The sequence below is a fragment of the Pseudomonas sp. LPB4.O genome, assembly GCF_038383825.1.
Lineage (GTDB): Bacteria > Pseudomonadota > Gammaproteobacteria > Pseudomonadales > Pseudomonadaceae > Aquipseudomonas > Aquipseudomonas putida.
In genome coordinates, this window is the sequence record NZ_CP151298.1 from 4,964,830 (window position 1) to 4,980,628 (window position 15,799).

Annotated in this window: 14 protein-coding genes; 8 read left to right on the forward strand and 6 right to left on the reverse strand. The window is 63.3% G+C overall.

The window, feature by feature from the left end:
• Positions 1-70: 70 nt before the first annotated feature.
• The 6 genes from MRBLPB4O_RS22430 (at position 71) to cmoB (ending at position 8,793) form a co-directional block, all read left to right on the forward strand.
• Entirely contained in the window at positions 71-1,405 is a 1,335-nt protein-coding gene (locus MRBLPB4O_RS22430) for a carbohydrate porin (RefSeq protein WP_341796637.1), read from the forward strand.
• Positions 1,406-1,435: 30 nt separating this feature from the next.
• Positions 1,436-3,847 (forward strand): glucose/quinate/shikimate family membrane-bound PQQ-dependent dehydrogenase, encoded by a 2,412-nt coding sequence (locus MRBLPB4O_RS22435; protein ID WP_341796638.1) that lies wholly within the window; start codon positions 1,436-1,438, stop codon positions 3,845-3,847.
• Between the two features lie 240 nt (positions 3,848-4,087).
• Positions 4,088-6,505, forward strand: a complete 2,418-nt coding sequence (lon, locus tag MRBLPB4O_RS22440; RefSeq protein ID WP_341796639.1) for an endopeptidase La — start codon at positions 4,088-4,090, stop codon at positions 6,503-6,505.
• Between the two features lie 109 nt (positions 6,506-6,614).
• A complete protein-coding gene (locus tag MRBLPB4O_RS22445) occupies positions 6,615-7,007 on the forward strand; it encodes a protease inhibitor I42 family protein (protein WP_016498183.1) in 393 nt (130 codons plus the stop codon).
• A gap of 89 nt (positions 7,008-7,096) precedes the next feature.
• Positions 7,097-7,840, forward strand: coding sequence for a carboxy-S-adenosyl-L-methionine synthase CmoA (cmoA, locus tag MRBLPB4O_RS22450; RefSeq protein ID WP_016498182.1), 744 nt, complete (start codon positions 7,097-7,099; stop codon positions 7,838-7,840).
• Positions 7,837-8,793, forward strand: coding sequence for a tRNA 5-methoxyuridine(34)/uridine 5-oxyacetic acid(34) synthase CmoB (gene cmoB, locus MRBLPB4O_RS22455; protein ID WP_049276343.1), 957 nt, complete (start codon positions 7,837-7,839; stop codon positions 8,791-8,793). Before cmoA ends, cmoB begins: the two co-directional genes overlap by 4 nt.
• A 71-nt stretch (positions 8,794-8,864) precedes the next feature.
• On the opposite strand, the gene MRBLPB4O_RS22460 is transcribed toward cmoB, so the two are convergent.
• Complete coding sequence (locus MRBLPB4O_RS22460) at positions 8,865-9,068, reverse strand: hypothetical protein (protein WP_003252072.1); 204 nt, start codon at positions 9,066-9,068, stop codon at positions 8,865-8,867.
• Positions 9,069-9,388: 320 nt separating this feature from the next.
• Here MRBLPB4O_RS22460 and MRBLPB4O_RS22465 point away from each other — a divergent pair, with 320 nt between their 5' ends.
• Positions 9,389-10,063: a heavy metal response regulator transcription factor gene (locus tag MRBLPB4O_RS22465; RefSeq protein ID WP_341796640.1), complete on the forward strand. Its 675-nt coding sequence runs from the start codon at positions 9,389-9,391 to the stop codon at positions 10,061-10,063.
• The gene (locus MRBLPB4O_RS22470; RefSeq protein WP_341796641.1) at positions 10,060-11,442 is read left to right on the forward strand and encodes a heavy metal sensor histidine kinase; all 1,383 of its coding nucleotides are present in this window, start codon (positions 10,060-10,062) and stop codon (positions 11,440-11,442) included. The genes MRBLPB4O_RS22465 and MRBLPB4O_RS22470 overlap by 4 nt, the downstream gene beginning before the upstream one ends.
• 128 nt (positions 11,443-11,570) lie before the next feature.
• On the opposite strand, the gene pdxJ is transcribed toward MRBLPB4O_RS22470, so the two are convergent.
• From pdxJ to lepB, 5 genes are all read right to left on the reverse strand, one after another.
• Positions 11,571-12,311: a pyridoxine 5'-phosphate synthase gene (gene pdxJ, locus MRBLPB4O_RS22475; RefSeq protein WP_341796642.1), complete on the reverse strand. Its 741-nt coding sequence runs from the start codon at positions 12,309-12,311 to the stop codon at positions 11,571-11,573.
• Positions 12,312-12,354: 43 nt separating this feature from the next.
• A complete protein-coding gene (gene recO, locus MRBLPB4O_RS22480; protein ID WP_341796643.1) occupies positions 12,355-13,038 on the reverse strand; it encodes a DNA repair protein RecO in 684 nt (227 codons plus the stop codon).
• A 156-nt stretch (positions 13,039-13,194) separates the two neighbouring features.
• A complete protein-coding gene (gene era, locus MRBLPB4O_RS22485; RefSeq protein WP_264360582.1) occupies positions 13,195-14,097 on the reverse strand; it encodes a GTPase Era in 903 nt (300 codons plus the stop codon).
• Complete coding sequence (gene rnc, locus MRBLPB4O_RS22490; protein WP_016488825.1) at positions 14,090-14,779, reverse strand: ribonuclease III; 690 nt, start codon at positions 14,777-14,779, stop codon at positions 14,090-14,092. Before rnc ends, era begins: the two co-directional genes overlap by 8 nt.
• A gap of 161 nt (positions 14,780-14,940) precedes the next feature.
• The gene (gene lepB, locus MRBLPB4O_RS22495; RefSeq protein WP_049276347.1) at positions 14,941-15,795 is read right to left on the reverse strand and encodes a signal peptidase I; all 855 of its coding nucleotides are present in this window, start codon (positions 15,793-15,795) and stop codon (positions 14,941-14,943) included.
• Positions 15,796-15,799: the final 4 nt, after the last annotated feature.

Below are 15,799 nucleotides of genomic sequence, written 5' to 3' on the forward strand. Positions count from 1 at the left end.
ATATCCATTGAAGGGCACGCCCTTCGATGCGCTTGCCGTTTTTTCAATAATCAAAAGATAGCGCTATCTCATGCTCCAACTGCCCAAAACCTGTTACATCGGCCTTGCCCTCAGCGCTTTGGCGACACCCGCCGCCGCCAGCGAAATGTTTGCCAGCGACTCCCCATGGATGCTCGGCGACTGGGGCGGCACCCGCAGCGAATTGCTGGAAAAAGGCTACGACTTCACCCTCGGCTACACCGGGGAGATGGGCAGCAACCTGCACGGTGGCTACGACCACGACCGTACCGCGCGCTACAGCGACCAGTTCACCTTTGGCAGCCACCTGGACCTGAACAGGATCCTTGGCTGGCAAGACGCCGAATTCCAGCTGACCATCACCGAGCGCCACGGCGACAACATCAGCAACGACCGCATCAACGATCCCCGCGTTGGCGGTTTCACCTCGGCCCAGGAAGTCTGGGGCCGGGGCGAAACCTGGCGGCTGACGCAGATGTGGATCAAGCAGAAGTACTTCGATGGCGCGCTGGACGTGAAATTCGGCCGCTTCGGCGAAGGCGAGGACTTCAACAGCTTCCCTTGCGACTTCCAGAACCTGGCCTTCTGCGGCTCGCAGGTGGGCAACTGGGTGGGTGGCATCTGGTACAACTGGCCGGTCAGCCAGTGGGCCCTGCGCGTGCGCTACAACCTCAGCGACGAGCTTTACACCCAGGTCGGCGTGTTCGAGCAGAACCCCTCCAACCTGGAAACCGGCAACGGCTTCAAGCTCAGCGGCAGCGGCACCCAGGGCGCGGTAATGCCGATCGAACTGGTATGGACACCACGCATCCAAGGCCTGAAAGGGGAATATCGCGCCGGCTACTACTACAGTAATGCCAAGGCACAGGATGTTCTCAAGGACAGCAACGGCCAGCCGGCCGCCGTCAGCGGCGCCGCCTACCGCAGCAGTTCGAGCAAGCACGGCATGTGGCTCGGCGCCCAGCAGCAGGTAACTTCGCTGGCCTCCGACCAGTCGCGTGGCCTGAGCCTGTTCGCCAACGCCACGGTGCATGACAAGAAGACCAATGCCATCGACAACTATGTGCAGGCAGGACTGGTATACAAAGGGCCTTTCGACGCCCGCGCCAAGGACGACATCGGTTTCGCCCTCGCCCGCGTGCACGTCAACCCTGCCTACCGCAAAAACGCCCGCCTGGCCAACCAGGCCGCCGGCCTCTACGACTACGACAACCCCGGTTTCCTGCCCGTGCAGGACACCGAGTACAGCGCCGAGCTGTACTACGGCATCCATTTGGCCGACTGGCTCACGGTGCGCCCCAACCTGCAGTACATCCGCCACCCGGGCGGGGTGTCGCAGGTGGATGGCGCCCTGGTCGGCGGCCTGAAGATCCAGAGCAGTTTCTAACCCCCTTTTTGACCTGACGGAGAACCTACGATGAGCACTGAAGGTGCCAACCAAGGAAGCCGCTGGCTACCTCGCCTGATCGGCGCGCTGCTGTTGCTGATGGGCCTGGCCCTGCTGGCCGGCGGTATCAAGCTGAGCCAGCTGGGCGGATCGCTGTACTACCTGATCGCCGGTATCGGCTTTGCGCTTTCGGGCATCCTGCTGCTGGCCCAGCGCCGCATTGCCTTGGGCCTGTACGGCCTGGTGCTGCTGGGCAGCACCGTGTGGGCCCTGCTTGAAGTGGGCTTGGACTGGTGGCAACTGGTGCCACGCCTGGCCATCTGGTTTGCCATCGGCGTGGTGCTGTTGCTGCCGTGGGCACGTCGCCCGTTGACCGGCCCGGCCAGCAAGGCCAACACTGCACTGCTGGGCGTTGCCGTGGTTGCTTCGGGCGCATGTGCCCTGGGCAGCCAGTTCACCCACCCCGGCGAAGTGTTCGGCGAACTGGGCCGCGAAAGCAGCGAAATGGCCAGCGCCGCCCCGGCCATGCCTGACGGCGAGTGGCAGGCCTACGGCCGCACCGAGCATGGCGACCGCTATTCGCCGCTGCGCCAGATCACCCCGCAGAATGCCTACCGCCTGGAAGAAGCCTGGCGCATTCAAACCGGTGACCTGCCGACCGAAAACGACCCGGTGGAGCTGACCAACCAGAACACCCCGCTGAAGGTCAACGGCATGCTCTACGCCTGTACCGCACACAGCCGCCTGCTGGCCCTGGACCCGGACACCGGCGCGGAAATCTGGCGCTACGACCCGCAAGTCAAGAGCCCGACCGGCACCTTCAAAGGCTTTGCCCACATGACTTGCCGTGGCGTTTCGTACTATGACGAAAACCGCTATGTCAGCCGCGACGGCAGCCCGGCGCCGAAAATTACCGACGCAGGCCAAGCCGTGGCACAGGCCTGCCCGCGCCGCCTGTATCTGCCTACCGCAGATGCCCGCCTGATTGCCATCAACGCCGACAACGGCAAGGTGTGCGAAGGTTTCGCCAACCAGGGCGTAATCGACCTCACCACCGGCATCGGCCCATTCACCGCCGGCGGCTACTACTCCACCTCGCCTGCCGCTGTCACCCGTGACCTGGTGATCATCGGTGGCCATGTCACCGACAACGAGTCGACCAACGAGCCGTCGGGCGTGATCCGCGCCTACGATGTGCACGACGGCCACCTGGTGTGGAACTGGGACAGCAACAACCCGGAAGACACCAAGCCGTTGGCCCCAGGCAAGATGTACAGCCGCAACTCGGCCAACATGTGGTCGATTGCCAGCGTCGACGAAGACCTGGGCATGATCTACCTGCCGCTGGGCAACCAGACCCCGGACCAGTGGGGCGCCGACCGTACCCCGGGCGCCGAGAAGTACAGCGCCGGCGTGGTCGCCCTGGACCTGGCCACCGGCAAGGCCCGCTGGAACTACCAGTTCACCCACCACGACCTGTGGGACATGGACGTCGGCAGCCAGCCGACCCTGGTCCACCTGAAGACTGACGATGGCGTGAAACCTGCGATCATCGTGCCGACCAAGCAAGGTAGCCTGTACGTGCTCGACCGCCGCGACGGTACGCCGATCGTGCCGATCCGCGAAATCCCCACCCCGCAAGGCGCAGTGAAGGGCGACCACACCTCGCCGACCCAGGCGCGCTCCGACCTCAATCTGCTCGGCCCTGAGCTGACCGAACAGGCCATGTGGGGCGCCACGCCGTTCGACCAGATGCTGTGCCGCATCCAGTTCCGCGAACTGCGCTACGAAGGCCAGTACACCCCGCCATCCGAGCAGGGTTCGCTGATCTATCCGGGCAACGTGGGGGTCTTCAACTGGGGCAGCGTGTCGGTCGACCCGGTGCGCCAACTGCTGTTCACCTCGCCCAACTACATGGCCTTCGTGTCGAAGATGGTGCCGCGCGAGCAGGTCGCCGAAGGCAGCAAGCGCGAAAGCGAGACCAGCGGCGTGCAGCCCAATACTGGCGCGCCGTACGCGGTGACCATGCACCCGTTCATGTCGCCGCTGGGCGTACCGTGCCAGGCCCCGGCCTGGGGCTATGTCGCCGCCATCGACCTGTTCACCAACAAGGTGGTGTGGAAGCACAAGAACGGCACCACCCGCGACAGCACCCCGGTACCGATCGGCCTGCCGGTTGGCGTGCCGAGCATGGGCGGTTCGATCGTTACCGCAGGCGGCGTCGGCTTCCTCAGCGGCACCCTCGACCAGTACCTGCGTGCTTATGACGTGAACAACGGCAAGGAATTGTGGAGTGCTCGCCTGCCAGCGGGTGGCCAGGCCACGCCGATGACCTACACCGGCAAGGATGGCAAGCAGTATGTGCTGGTGACTGCTGGCGGCCATGGCTCGCTGGGCACCAAAATGGGCGATTACATCATCGCTTACAAATTGGCTGAGTAAGTTACTGACTTAAGTATCGAGCCCTGCTTGCGGGGCTCATTCCCATCGCCGGCAAGGCAGCTCCCACAGATATTCCACAGCCCTTGGAAATAGTGGGTTACCTGTGGGAGCTGGCTTGCCGGCGATGAGGCCGGGGCAGGCAAGCAAAGATGAAACCCCTGGGCTGCTGCCTTCATCTACCATTGAAACCCATTCCCCTGCGCCCCATCTAAGCACCATAGCCATTCACGCAGGTGCCCCATGAGCAACCAGCAGGATTTCCCGGAACACCCCGACGAAGACAGCGAAGTCGAGCACACCACTCCGGCCGAACCCGGCCATGCCCTCGCCCTGCCCGGCCAGAACCTGCCGGACAAGGTCTACGTGATCCCGATCCACAACCGACCGTTCTTCCCGGCCCAGGTACTGCCGGTCATCGTCAATGAAGAACCTTGGGCCGAAACCCTCGACCTGGTCGCCAAGTCTCCGGACCACTGCCTGGCGCTGTTCTTCATGGACACCCCGGCGGAGGACCACCGCCATTTCGACACCTCGGCCCTGCCGCAGTACGGCACGCTGGTCAAGGTGCACCATGCCAGCCGCGAAAACGGCAAACTGCAGTTCGTCGCCCAGGGCCTGACCCGGGTACGCATCCGCAACTGGCTCAAGCACCACCGCCCACCCTACCTGGTCGAAGTTGAATACCCGCGCCAGCCCGCCGAGCCGACTGACGAGGTCAAGGCCTACGGCATGGCCCTGATCAACGCGATCAAGGAACTGCTGCCGCTCAACCCGCTGTACAGCGAAGAGCTGAAGAACTACCTCAACCGCTTCAGCCCCAACGACCCCTCACCGCTCACCGACTTCGCTGCCGCGCTGACTTCGGCCACCGGCAACCAGTTGCAGGAAGTACTCGACTGCGTGCCCATGCTCAAGCGCATGGAAAAGGTCCTGCCGATGCTGCGCAAAGAGGTGGAAGTCGCGCGCCTGCAGAACGAGATCTCGGCCGAGGTGAACCGGCAGATCGGCGAACACCAGCGCGAGTTCTTCCTCAAAGAGCAACTCAAGGTCATCCAGCAGGAGCTGGGCCTGACCAAAGACGACCGCAGCGCCGACCTTGAACAGTTCGAACAGCGCCTGGAAGGCAAGACCCTGCCGCCCCAGGCACGCAAGCGCCTGGATGAAGAGATGGGCAAACTGGCCATTCTCGAAACCGGTTCGCCCGAGTACGCCGTCACCCGCAACTACCTCGAATGGGCCACCGCCCTGCCGTGGGGCGTGTACGGCAAGGACAAGCTCGACCTCAAGCATGCGCGCAAAGTGCTCGACCAGCATCATGCCGGCCTCGATGACATCAAGGAACGCATTATCGAATTCCTCGCCGTGGGCGCCTGGAAAGGCGAAATCAGTGGCTCGATCGTGCTGCTGGTGGGCCCGCCCGGGGTGGGCAAGACCAGCATCGGCAAGTCCATCGCCGAGTCGCTTGGCCGGCCGTTCTATCGCTTCAGCGTTGGCGGCATGCGTGACGAAGCCGAAATCAAGGGCCACCGCCGCACCTACATCGGCGCCCAGCCTGGCAAGCTGGTACAGGCCCTGAAAGACGTCGAAGTGATGAACCCGGTGATCATGCTCGACGAGATCGACAAGATGGGCCAGAGCTACCAGGGCGACCCGGCTTCCGCCTTGCTGGAAACCCTCGACCCGGAGCAGAACGTCGACTTCCTCGACCACTACCTCGACTTGCGCCTGGACCTGTCCAAAGTGCTGTTCGTGTGCACCGCCAACACCCTCGACTCGATCCCCGGGCCGTTGCTCGACCGCATGGAAGTGATCCGCCTGTCCGGCTACATCACCGAGGAAAAACTGGCCATTGCCAAGCGCCACCTGTGGCCAAAACAACTGGAAAAAGCGGGTGTTTCAAAGACCAGCCTGAGCATCAGCGACAGCGCCCTGCGCCTGGTGATCGAAGGCTATGCCCGCGAGGCGGGCGTGCGCCAGTTGGAGAAGCAACTGGGCAAGCTGGTGCGCAAGGCCGTGGTCAAGCTGCTGGAAACCCCCGAAGCCAAGCTGAAGATCGGCACCAAGGACCTGGAAGCCGCACTCGGCATGCCGGTGTTCCGCAGTGAGCAGGTACTGGCGGGCAAAGGCGTGATCACCGGCCTGGCCTGGACCAGCATGGGCGGCGCCACGTTGCCGATCGAGGCAACCCGCATCCACACCCTTAACCGCGGCTTCAAACTGACCGGCAAACTGGGTGACGTGATGAAAGAGTCGGCCGAAATTGCCTACAGCTACGTCAGCTCCAACCTCAAGCAGTTTGGCGGTGACCCTGGCTTCTTCAACGAAGCGTTCATCCACTTGCACGTTCCTGAAGGCGCCACGCCCAAGGACGGCCCGAGTGCCGGGGTCACCATGGCAAGTGCCCTGTTGTCGCTCGCCCGCGACCAGGCACCGAAGAAGGGCGTGGCCATGACGGGCGAGCTGACGCTCACCGGCCAGGTGCTGCCGATTGGCGGGGTGCGCGAGAAGGTGATTGCGGCGCGCCGGCAGAAGATCTTCGAACTGATCCTGCCGGAGCCTAACCGTGGCGACTTTGAAGAACTGCCGGACTACCTGCGCGAAGGCCTGACAGTGCATTTTGCCAAGCGCTTTGCCGACGTGGCCAAAGTCCTGTTCTAACCTGCACCGGCCACTTCGCGGCTTTGGCTTCGAAGTGGCCGGCACTGGCAACACAAAACTCGTCGATCATCGGTTATCCTCAGGTCATCGTCAGCCCCCCGGAGCCAACATGACCGCCCCTCGTCTGCTCGTTCCCCTGAGCTTCGCCCTGCTTTCTGCCTGCACGCAACACCCCACGCAGCCCGTAGAACTGGACGCCGAAAGTGAATGCCCAAAGCGCCTGCAGGTCGGTCAGATGCTGACCCTCACCCTGCCCAGCAACCCAACCACCGGCTACCGCTGGCTGGTACAGAACCCGGCACCCAACGTGCTGCAAAGCCTTGGCCCCGAGGTTTACAGCGCGCCGGAAGACGCCGGTATCGTCGGCAGCTCGGGTATTTCGACCTGGCGCTTCCAGGCCCGAGCTACCGGCGACGGCCAGCTGGTACTGGTCTACCAGCAACCCTGGGCTCCGGAAGTACGCCCGGTGCAGACCTTCGATTGCGCCATCCGGGTCAATTGAACGCACAGCGCTGGTCAGCCGACCATGCATCCAGGCTGCGGTTTGGCTAGAATGCGCCCCCTGCCTATCACCAGCCGCCTGGATTCGCCGTGAGCAAACAACCCGACCGCCTTTTCTCCCAACCTTTGGAGCAGGTGCCCGACTTCGTTTTCAACGAAGACGTGGTGCGCGTGTTCCCGGACATGATCAAGCGCTCGGTGCCCGGTTACCCAACCATCGTCGAAAACCTCGGCGTGCTGGCCGCCCGCTTCGCCCAGCCGCACACCGCGCTGTACGACCTGGGCGCCTCGCTGGGTGCAGTCACGCAGTCGTTGCGCCGCCACGTGCGCAGCGACGGCTGCCGGGTGATCGCGGTGGACAATTCTGCGGCCATGGTCGAGCGCTGCCGCCAGTACCTCACCGCCCAGGACTCGATGTTCCAGGAGTTGCTGCCGGTGGATGTGCTGGAAGCCGATATCCTCGCCCTGCCCTTCGAGCCCGCCTCGGTAGTGGCGATGAACTTCACCCTGCAGTTCATCGCCCCCGACCAGCGCCTGGAACTGCTCGGGCGCATCCGCCAGGCACTGCTACCGGGTGGTGCGCTGATCCTTTCGGAGAAACTTCGCTTCGCCGATGAGCAAGCGCAGGACCTGCTCAATGAACTGCACCTGGATTTCAAGCGGGCCAATGGCTACAGCGAACTGGAAATCGCCCAGAAGCGCAGCGCCATCGAAAACGTGATGCGCCCCGACACGCTCGAAGCCCATCAAGAACGCCTGCGCGCCGCCGGCTTCTCCAAAGTGGTGCCCTGGTTCCAATGCCTTAACTTCGCCTCGTTGATAGCCCTGCCATGATTGATCTTTCCCCCCTCGTCCGCCGCCTGGCGGGCACGCCCCTGGCTTCCTGGTCACAAGGCCTGCAAGCGCAACTGGAAGCCAAGCTGGAGAAAGGCCACGGCGACCTCGACCGCTGGCGCGGTGCGCTCGACGCCCTGCCTGCCCTGAAACCCAGTGAAATCGACCTGGTCAACGGGCTGCGCCTGGACTGCGACTGCGACGACGCTACCCGCGCGCAGATGCGTCAGGCACTGATGGGCCTGTCGCCGTGGCGAAAAGGGCCGTTCGATCTGTTTGGCGTGCACGTAGACACCGAATGGCATTCGGACTGGAAATGGTCGCGGGTAGGCCCGCACCTGGACCTGAAGGGCAAACGCGTGCTCGACGTCGGCTGTGGCAACGGCTACTACCAGTGGCGCATGCTCGGTGCCGGCGCCGAGATGGTGATCGGAGTCGACCCCAACTGGTTGTTCTTCTGCCAGTTCCAGGCCGTACAGCAGTACCTGCCGGAGCTGCCGGCCTGGCACCTGCCCTTCGCCCTGGAAGAACTGCCTGCCAATCTGGAAGGCTTCGACACCGTGTTTTCCATGGGCGTGTTCTATCACCGCCGCTCCCCCATCGAGCACCTGCTGGCGCTCAAGGACTGCCTGGTCAAAGGGGGCGAGCTGGTTCTGGAAACCTTGGTGATCGAGGGCGATGAAAACCAGGTGCTAGTCCCTGAGGACCGCTACGCGCAGATGCGCAACGTCTGGTACCTGCCGTCGGTACCCGCCCTGGCGCGCTGGTTGCGCCGTGCCGGCTTCAGCGATGTGCGTTGCGTCGATGTGAGCGTGACCAGCGTCGAGGAGCAGCGCAGCACCGAGTGGATGCGCTACCAGTCGCTGGGCGACTTCCTCGACCCGAACGACCACAGCAAGACCATCGAAGGCCTGCCTGCCCCACGCCGCGCCACCCTGCTGGCGCGCAAATAAAAGAAGGCGCCCGGTTGGGCGCCTGAATACACCTGCGCCGAGGAGCTGTCGCGGCGCAGGTGTTTGTTACCTCAATCCTTGGCCACCTCGCGGGCCTTCTCTTGCGCTTTGCGCTCACGTTCTGCAACGGCCTGTTGCTTGTCGCCGTGCAGGCGCTGCTGGTCTTCGCGGAAGGCTTGCCAGAACTGCTTCGAACGCTCCGCGCCGCCCTCGGCATAAACACTGGCACTGCCCAGGGCAAGGGTGGCCAACAGCAGGTATTTGGTCAGGTTCATCGTGTTTGCCTCGTGATAACCGATCAGATGCGGCCATCCTAGCCAGGGGCGGCTAACAGCAAGGTGAGGCGGGGATTACAGTCCTGCAATGTGGCCTTGTGTTGCCTGTCGGGGCCTCTTCGCAGCACAAGGCTGCTCCTACAGGATCTGTGGGAGGGGGTTTACCCGCGAAAGGGCCCTGACAGACAGCCAGATAACAGCAGGATTACAAATCCGTTATCTGCGCCGCAGTGCCATATGCATGCCGTAACATCCTGCTCCTTGACCCTGATGTCACTACAGGGTCGAGAATCCCCCCCTTTCATCATATCGAGCCTCCCATGCGCCTACTGATCATCGAGGACGAACTGCGTACCGCCGATTACCTGCAACAGGGCCTGCGCGAAAACGGCTACGTGGTCGACTGCGCCCACACCGGCACCGACGGCCTGCACCTGGCCCGCCAACAGCCCTACGACCTGGTCATCCTCGACGTCAACCTGCCTGAAACCGATGGCTGGACCGTGCTGCAGCGGCTGCGTGCCGAATCGGCCACGCGCATCATGATGCTGACCGCCCATGGTCGCCTGGCCGACCGGGTCAAAGGCCTGGACCTGGGCGCCGATGACTACCTGCTCAAGCCCTTCGAATTCCCTGAACTTCTGGCGCGTATCCGCAGCCTGCTGCGCCGTAACGATCAGCAGCTGCAGCCCAGCACCCTCCGCGTCGCCGACCTGGAACTGGACCCCGGCCGCCACCGCGCCTACCGCGGCGGGCAGCGCATTGACCTGACCGCCAAGGAGTTCGCCCTGCTGCACCTGCTGATGCGCCAAAGTGGTGAAGTGCTTTCGCGCACCCAGATCATCTCGTTGGTATGGGACATGAATTTCGACTGCGACACCAACGTGGTCGAGGTTTCGATCCGTCGCCTGCGGGCGAAGATCGACGACCCGTTCGACAACAAGCTGATCCATACCCTGCGCGGCGTAGGCTATGTACTGGAGGCGCGCGCTTGAAAAACGCCAGCCTGTCACTGCGCCTGGGCCTGAGCGTGACACTGATGGGCGCCGCACTGGTGCTGCTGCTGGCCTGCCTGGCCGTGTTCGCCCTGGATCACGAACTGGACAGCCGCGCCCGCAAAGACCTGGCGCGCAAGATGCTGCAGGTTGAACACAACCTGCGCGTCGATCTGCGCAGCGAGGACTTGGGCACCCGCGCCCATCCGCTGCTCGACCTGGTAATGGGGCATGACAACCTCAGCCTCAGCGTACTGGCCCTGGACGGCCGCCACCCGCACCTGCTCAGCCTCGGCCCGGCCCTGGAGTCGCGGGTGAGCGAGTTGCACACCGATGCCCGCCTGGCCTTTCACGCATGGCGCGACAGCAGCGGCAACCAGTTCCTCAGCGTGACCCGGCTGATGCGCCTGCGCGACAACACGCCGGTGAAGGTGATGATGTCGCTCAACCGCGCCGACGACAACGCCCTGCTGCAGGCCTACCTGCATTCGACCTTGCTCGCCTTGCCACTGCTGCTGCTATTGATCGGTGCTGGCGCCTGGTGGCTGATGCAGCGCGGCCTGAAACCGCTGCGGCGCTTCCGGCGCATTGCCGGGCAAGTGTCGGCCCAGGACCTGCAACATCGCCTGCCGGCGACCGGCCTGCCGCAAGAACTGGCGCAACTGGCCGGCAGCATCAACGTGATGCTCGACCGCCTCGATCAGGGCGTGAGCCAGTTGTCGCAGTTCTCCGACGATCTGGCCCATGAGTTGCGTACCCCGTTGAGCAACCTGATGGGCAAGGCGCAAGTGACCCTGGCCCGTGAGCGGGACAACGCCAACTACCGGGAAGTGCTGGAAGACAGTATCGAGGAGCTGACCCGGCTCAACCGCATCATCAATGACATGCTGTTTCTTGCCCAGGTCAGCCAGCCGCAAACGCAGGTTGCATTGAAACCCTTGGCCTTGGCTGACGAGGCAGCGCGAGTTGTCGAGCTGTTTGCCTTCAGTGCCGAGGGGAAAGCAGTTGAGCTGCGTGTGCTGGGGTGGGGAACGGCGCTGGGGGATCGGCTGATGTTTCAGCGGGCGTTGTCGAACCTGTTGAGCAATGCCATCCGCCACAGCCCTGAGGGTGAGCGAGTCGAGTTGCGGATTAAACGTTCAGGCAGCGAAGTATGGCTTTCGGTAGAGAACCAGGGGCCCGGCATTGCTACAGAACACCAGTCGCGCCTGTTCGAGCGGTTTTACCGGGTGGGCCCGGGGCGTTCGCGGCTGGAGGGCGGAACCGGGTTGGGGTTGGCGATCGTGAAGTCGATCATGCAGCTGCATGGCGGGCGGGTGGAAGTGAACAGCAGCCCCTTGGGGCCTACCCGCTTCACTTTGGTGTTTGCTGCAGAGTAATTGGCTGCCAGCACCGGCCCTTTCGCGGGCTCGCCCGCTCCCACAGGAGCGTCACAAATGCTGAAACTTGTGAGGTACCTGTGGGAGCGGGCAAGCCCGCGAAGAGGCCGCCACAGGCACCCATCACATCAGCGCGAAGCCGCCACGATCAGTGCCTTCATCTCGGCCACCGCGGCTTTGAAGCCTACGAACAAGGCATGCGCCACCAGCGCGTGGCCAATGTTCAGCTCATTGATGCCCTTGATCGCCGCCACCGCCTCGACGTTGTGGTAATGCAGCCCGTGGCCAGCATTGACGATCAGCCCCTGCCCCACGCCAAACGCCACGCCATCAACAATACGCTGCAACTCCTCGGCCACTTCGGTCGGGGTTTCGGCGTCGGCATAACGCCCGGTATGCAGCTCGATGGCCGGCGCACCCACCCGGCGTGAGGCCTCGATCTGGCGCTCGTCAGCATCGATGAACAGCGACACTTCGGCACCGGTGCGGGCAAGGCGCTCCACGGCCGCCTTGACCCGTGCCTCCTGCCCCGCCACGTCCAGGCCACCTTCGGTAGTCAGTTCCTGACGGGTTTCAGGCACCAGGCAGATGTGCGCCGGGCGGATCTTCTCGGCAAAGGCCATCATCTCTTCGGTGACGCCCATTTCGAAGTTCATGCGCGTCTGCAGCACATCCTTGAGCAGCACCACGTCGCGTTCCTGGATGTGCCGACGGTCTTCGCGCAGGTGCACGGTGATGCCATCGGCGCCCGCTTCCTCGGCGTCCAGGGCAGCCTTGACAGGGTCAGGGTAACGCGTGCCCCGGGCTTGGCGCAGGGTCGCCACGTGGTCGATGTTTACGCCAAGAAGCATGCGGTTGCTGTGAGTCACGAAAGGCTCTCCTGAAGGTTGAGCCCCACAGCATACGTCGTGATCAGCGCTTGCGAAACAGTTCCCGGCTGACCAACGGTTTTGCGCCCAGGTGAACCGCCAGTGCCTGGCGCATCAGGCGCTTGGCCGCGAGCAAAGCGCCTGGAGTGCCCCAGTCGGCGTCGGCCAGGGCCAACAGCTCGATGCCGCGAAACAGGCCGGGTTGCACCAGTTCGACCCGCTCCAGGCCGGCATCCACACGCAAGCGGTACAGCCCGTCTGCGGCGATGGGTTGGTCGTTGACGTCATGATTCAAGGAGAACGCATAACCGAGTTCGTCCAGCAGCCGCCATTCGAACGAACGCAGCAGCGGCTCCAGCGGGCGCCCGGCGGCCAAGGCCTGCAAGGTCAGGGCGTAGTGCTCGAACAGGGCCGGGAACGGCGCTTCGGCGGGCAGCAGGCGCATGAGCAGTTCATTGAGGTACAACCCGCTGAACAGGGCATCGCCGTGCAGCCAGGCGGCGATGCCGGCGCTGTCCATCCGCCCGACATTCTTCAGCTCGCCACGCCCGCGCAGCTCCACCTCAAGCGGCACGAACGGCCGCACCAGGCTGCCGCCCTTGCCACGCGCACGCCGCAGTACAGCGCGCATGCGGCCCTGCGGCGTGAGGAAGTCCACCAGCGCGCTGGTTTCCTTGTAGGCACGGCTGTGCAGCACGTAGGCTGGCTGGCCGACAGGTTGTTCCATTAGCGTTCACCCAGCCCGTGGTTGTGGGAGCGGCCTCGTGTCGCGAAAGGGCCGCAACGCGGCCCCCCGGATTTCAGCATTGCCGCCAAAATGGCTGGGGCTGCTTCGCAGCCCTTTCGCGACGCAAGGCCGCTCCCACAAGGGCCGCCTTGAGCCTTAGAGGTCGCCGTAGCCCAGCGAGCGCAGGGCGCGCTCGTCGTCGGACCAGCCGCCCTTCACTTTGACCCACAGGTTGAGCATGACCTTGGAGTCGAACAGCACTTCCATGTCCTTGCGCGCCTCGGAGCCGATGCGCTTGATGCGCTCGCCCTTGTCGCCAATGATGATTTTTTTCTGGCCGTCGCGCTCGACCAGGATCAGCGCGTGAATATGCAGCACATGGCCCTGCTGCTTGAATTCTTCAATTTCCACGGTGATCTGGTACGGAAGCTCGGCACCCAACTGGCGCATGATCTTCTCGCGCACCAGTTCGGCGGCCAGGAAGCGGCTGCTGCGGTCGGTGATCTGGTCTTCCGGGAAGAAGTGATCGTTCTCGGGCAGATACTTGGCGATCTGTGCTTCCAGCGCTTCGAGGTTGTGCCCCTGCTGCGCAGAAATAGGCATGACTTCGGCGTTTGGCAGTTGCTCCTGCAGCCACTGCAGGTGCGGGATCAGCTCGGCCTTCTCTTCCATGCGGTCGGTCTTGTTGACCGCGATGATCAGCGGGCCGGTCACGTACTGCACACGCTCCAGCACCAGTTGGTCCTCGTCGGTCCACTTGGTGCGGTCGACCACGAAGATCACCACGTCGACGTCCTTCAGGGCCGCCGAGGCGTTGCGGTTCATGTAGCGGTTTAAGGCTTTGTCGTTGGCCTTGTGCATACCGGGGGTGTCGACGTAGATCGCCTGCACATCACCTTCGGTCTTGATGCCGAGCATGTTGTGGCGGGTGGTCTGCGGCTTGCGCGAAGTGATCGCCAGCTTCTGGCCCAGGATGTGGTTGAGCAAGGTCGACTTGCCCACGTTGGGGCGGCCGACAATGGCCACGTAGCCGCAGCGCGTCGGGTTGTTATCAGTCATTGCCATTCTCCACGCCCAGGGCGATCAGTGCGGACGCGGCAGCGACTTGCTCGGCAATACGCCGGCTAACGCCCTGACCACGACTTTTGTTGTTCAGCAGCACGACTTCGCATTCGACGAAGAAAGTACGGCAGTGCGGTTCACCCTGGATATCCACTACTTCGTAACGCGGCAGCTCACAGCTGCGCGATTGCAGGAATTCTTGCAGGCGGGTTTTCGGGTCCTTGTTGGTGTCGACCAGGGTCAGGCCTTCGAACTCGTCGGCCAGCCAGGCAAGGACGCGTTCCCGGGCCGTGTCCATGTCGGCGTCCAGGTAGATGGCACCGATCAGTGCCTCCAGGGCGTCGGCCAGGATCGACTCACGACGGAAACCGCCACTTTTGAGCTCACCCGAACCCAGGCGCAGGTATTCGCCCAGGTCGAAACCACGGGCCAGGCGGGCCAGGGTCTCGCCCTTGACCAAGCGCGCGCGCAAGCGCGACAGCTGGCCTTCGCGAGCCTGCGGGAAGCGCTCGAACAGCGCTTCGCCGGCGACGAAGTTGAGAATGGCGTCACCGAGAAACTCCAGGCGCTCGTTATTGCGCCCGGCGTAGCTGCGATGGGTCAGCGCCAGAAGCATCTGGTCCTGATTCTTGAAGGTATAACCGAGCTTTCGCTCCAGATGGGCAAGGGAAGCACTCATGCAACCACCCGTTTGTTGTTCAACGCGTTGTTCAAATCAACATCCTGAAAGACTGTTTGGCTGTGGCCCGCCGCCGTATGCGACGAATCTCCCGATCCCTGAGAACACAGCCTATGTCAGAAATGCATTCGGCGCTGTCTGCTGGACAGCGCCGATGGGTATCAATGGATCAGGCCGACCCGCGACAGGTTGGGCAGGTGGCTGAGCTTGGGCTCTGGCCAGCTCATCCACACCGCAAAGGCCTTGCCGACGATGTTCCGGTCCGGAACCATGCCGTGCAGTTCCTTGGGAATGTTCGGATCATCCCAGTAACGGCTGTCGTTGGAGTTGTCGCGGTTGTCGCCCATCATGAAGTAATGGCCTGCCGGCACGGTCCACTGCTGGTCCGGCGGCATGCGATAACGGCTCATTTCCTTGCGGATCAGGTGTTCGGCCTCGCCGAGCTTTTCCTTGTACAGCTCGGCGCTGCCCAAGGTGCCCGGTTCGGTGCCCACCAGTTGTTCGGCAATCGGCTGGCCGTTGACGAACAGCCGCTTGTCGTTGGTGTAGCGGATCTGGTCGCCCGGCAGGCCGACCACTCGCTTGATGTAATTGACGTTCGGGTCGCTCGGATAGCGGAACACCATTACATCACCGCGTTGCGGGTCACCCACCTCGATGACCTTCTTGTCGATCACCGGCAGGCGAATACCGTACGAGAACTTGTTCACCAGGATGAAGTCGCCCACTTCCAGGGTCGGTTTCATCGACCCCGAAGGGATCTGGAACGGCTCGACCAGGAATGAACGCAGCACCAACACGATGAACAGCACCGGAAAGAACGATTTACCGTACTCGACCAGCAACGGTTCCTTGTTCAGGCGCTCGACAACGGCCATCTCGGGCTGGCTGACGCTGCCCTGATAGTTGGCGATTGCCGCACGCCGGCGCGGGGCCAGGAACAGCAGGTCGATCAAGCCCAGCAGACCGCAGACAAAGACGGCGATGACTAGCAACAGCGGGAAATTTAGCGACATAGGA

Bases quoted from the DNA above. Each gene is read 5' to 3' on its own strand.
- MRBLPB4O_RS22435 (WP_341796638.1), top strand. From the start codon at position 1,436: ATGAGCACTGAAGGTGCCAACCAAGGAAGCCGCTGGCTACCTCGCCTG.
- lepB (WP_049276347.1), bottom strand. From the start codon at position 15,795: ATGTCGCTAAATTTCCCGCTGTTGCTAGTCATCGCCGTCTTTGTCTGC.
- rnc (WP_016488825.1), bottom strand. From the start codon at position 14,779: ATGAGTGCTTCCCTTGCCCATCTGGAGCGAAAGCTCGGTTATACCTTC.
- lon (WP_341796639.1), top strand. From the start codon at position 4,088: ATGAGCAACCAGCAGGATTTCCCGGAACACCCCGACGAAGACAGCGAA.
- recO (WP_341796643.1), bottom strand. From the start codon at position 13,038: ATGGAACAACCTGTCGGCCAGCCAGCCTACGTGCTGCACAGCCGTGCC.
- MRBLPB4O_RS22465 (WP_341796640.1), top strand. From the start codon at position 9,389: ATGCGCCTACTGATCATCGAGGACGAACTGCGTACCGCCGATTACCTG.
- era (WP_264360582.1), bottom strand. From the start codon at position 14,097: ATGACTGATAACAACCCGACGCGCTGCGGCTACGTGGCCATTGTCGGC.
- cmoB (WP_049276343.1), top strand. From the start codon at position 7,837: ATGATTGATCTTTCCCCCCTCGTCCGCCGCCTGGCGGGCACGCCCCTG.
- MRBLPB4O_RS22430 (WP_341796637.1), top strand. From the start codon at position 71: ATGCTCCAACTGCCCAAAACCTGTTACATCGGCCTTGCCCTCAGCGCT.
- MRBLPB4O_RS22460 (WP_003252072.1), bottom strand. From the start codon at position 9,068: ATGAACCTGACCAAATACCTGCTGTTGGCCACCCTTGCCCTGGGCAGT.
- MRBLPB4O_RS22445 (WP_016498183.1), top strand. From the start codon at position 6,615: ATGACCGCCCCTCGTCTGCTCGTTCCCCTGAGCTTCGCCCTGCTTTCT.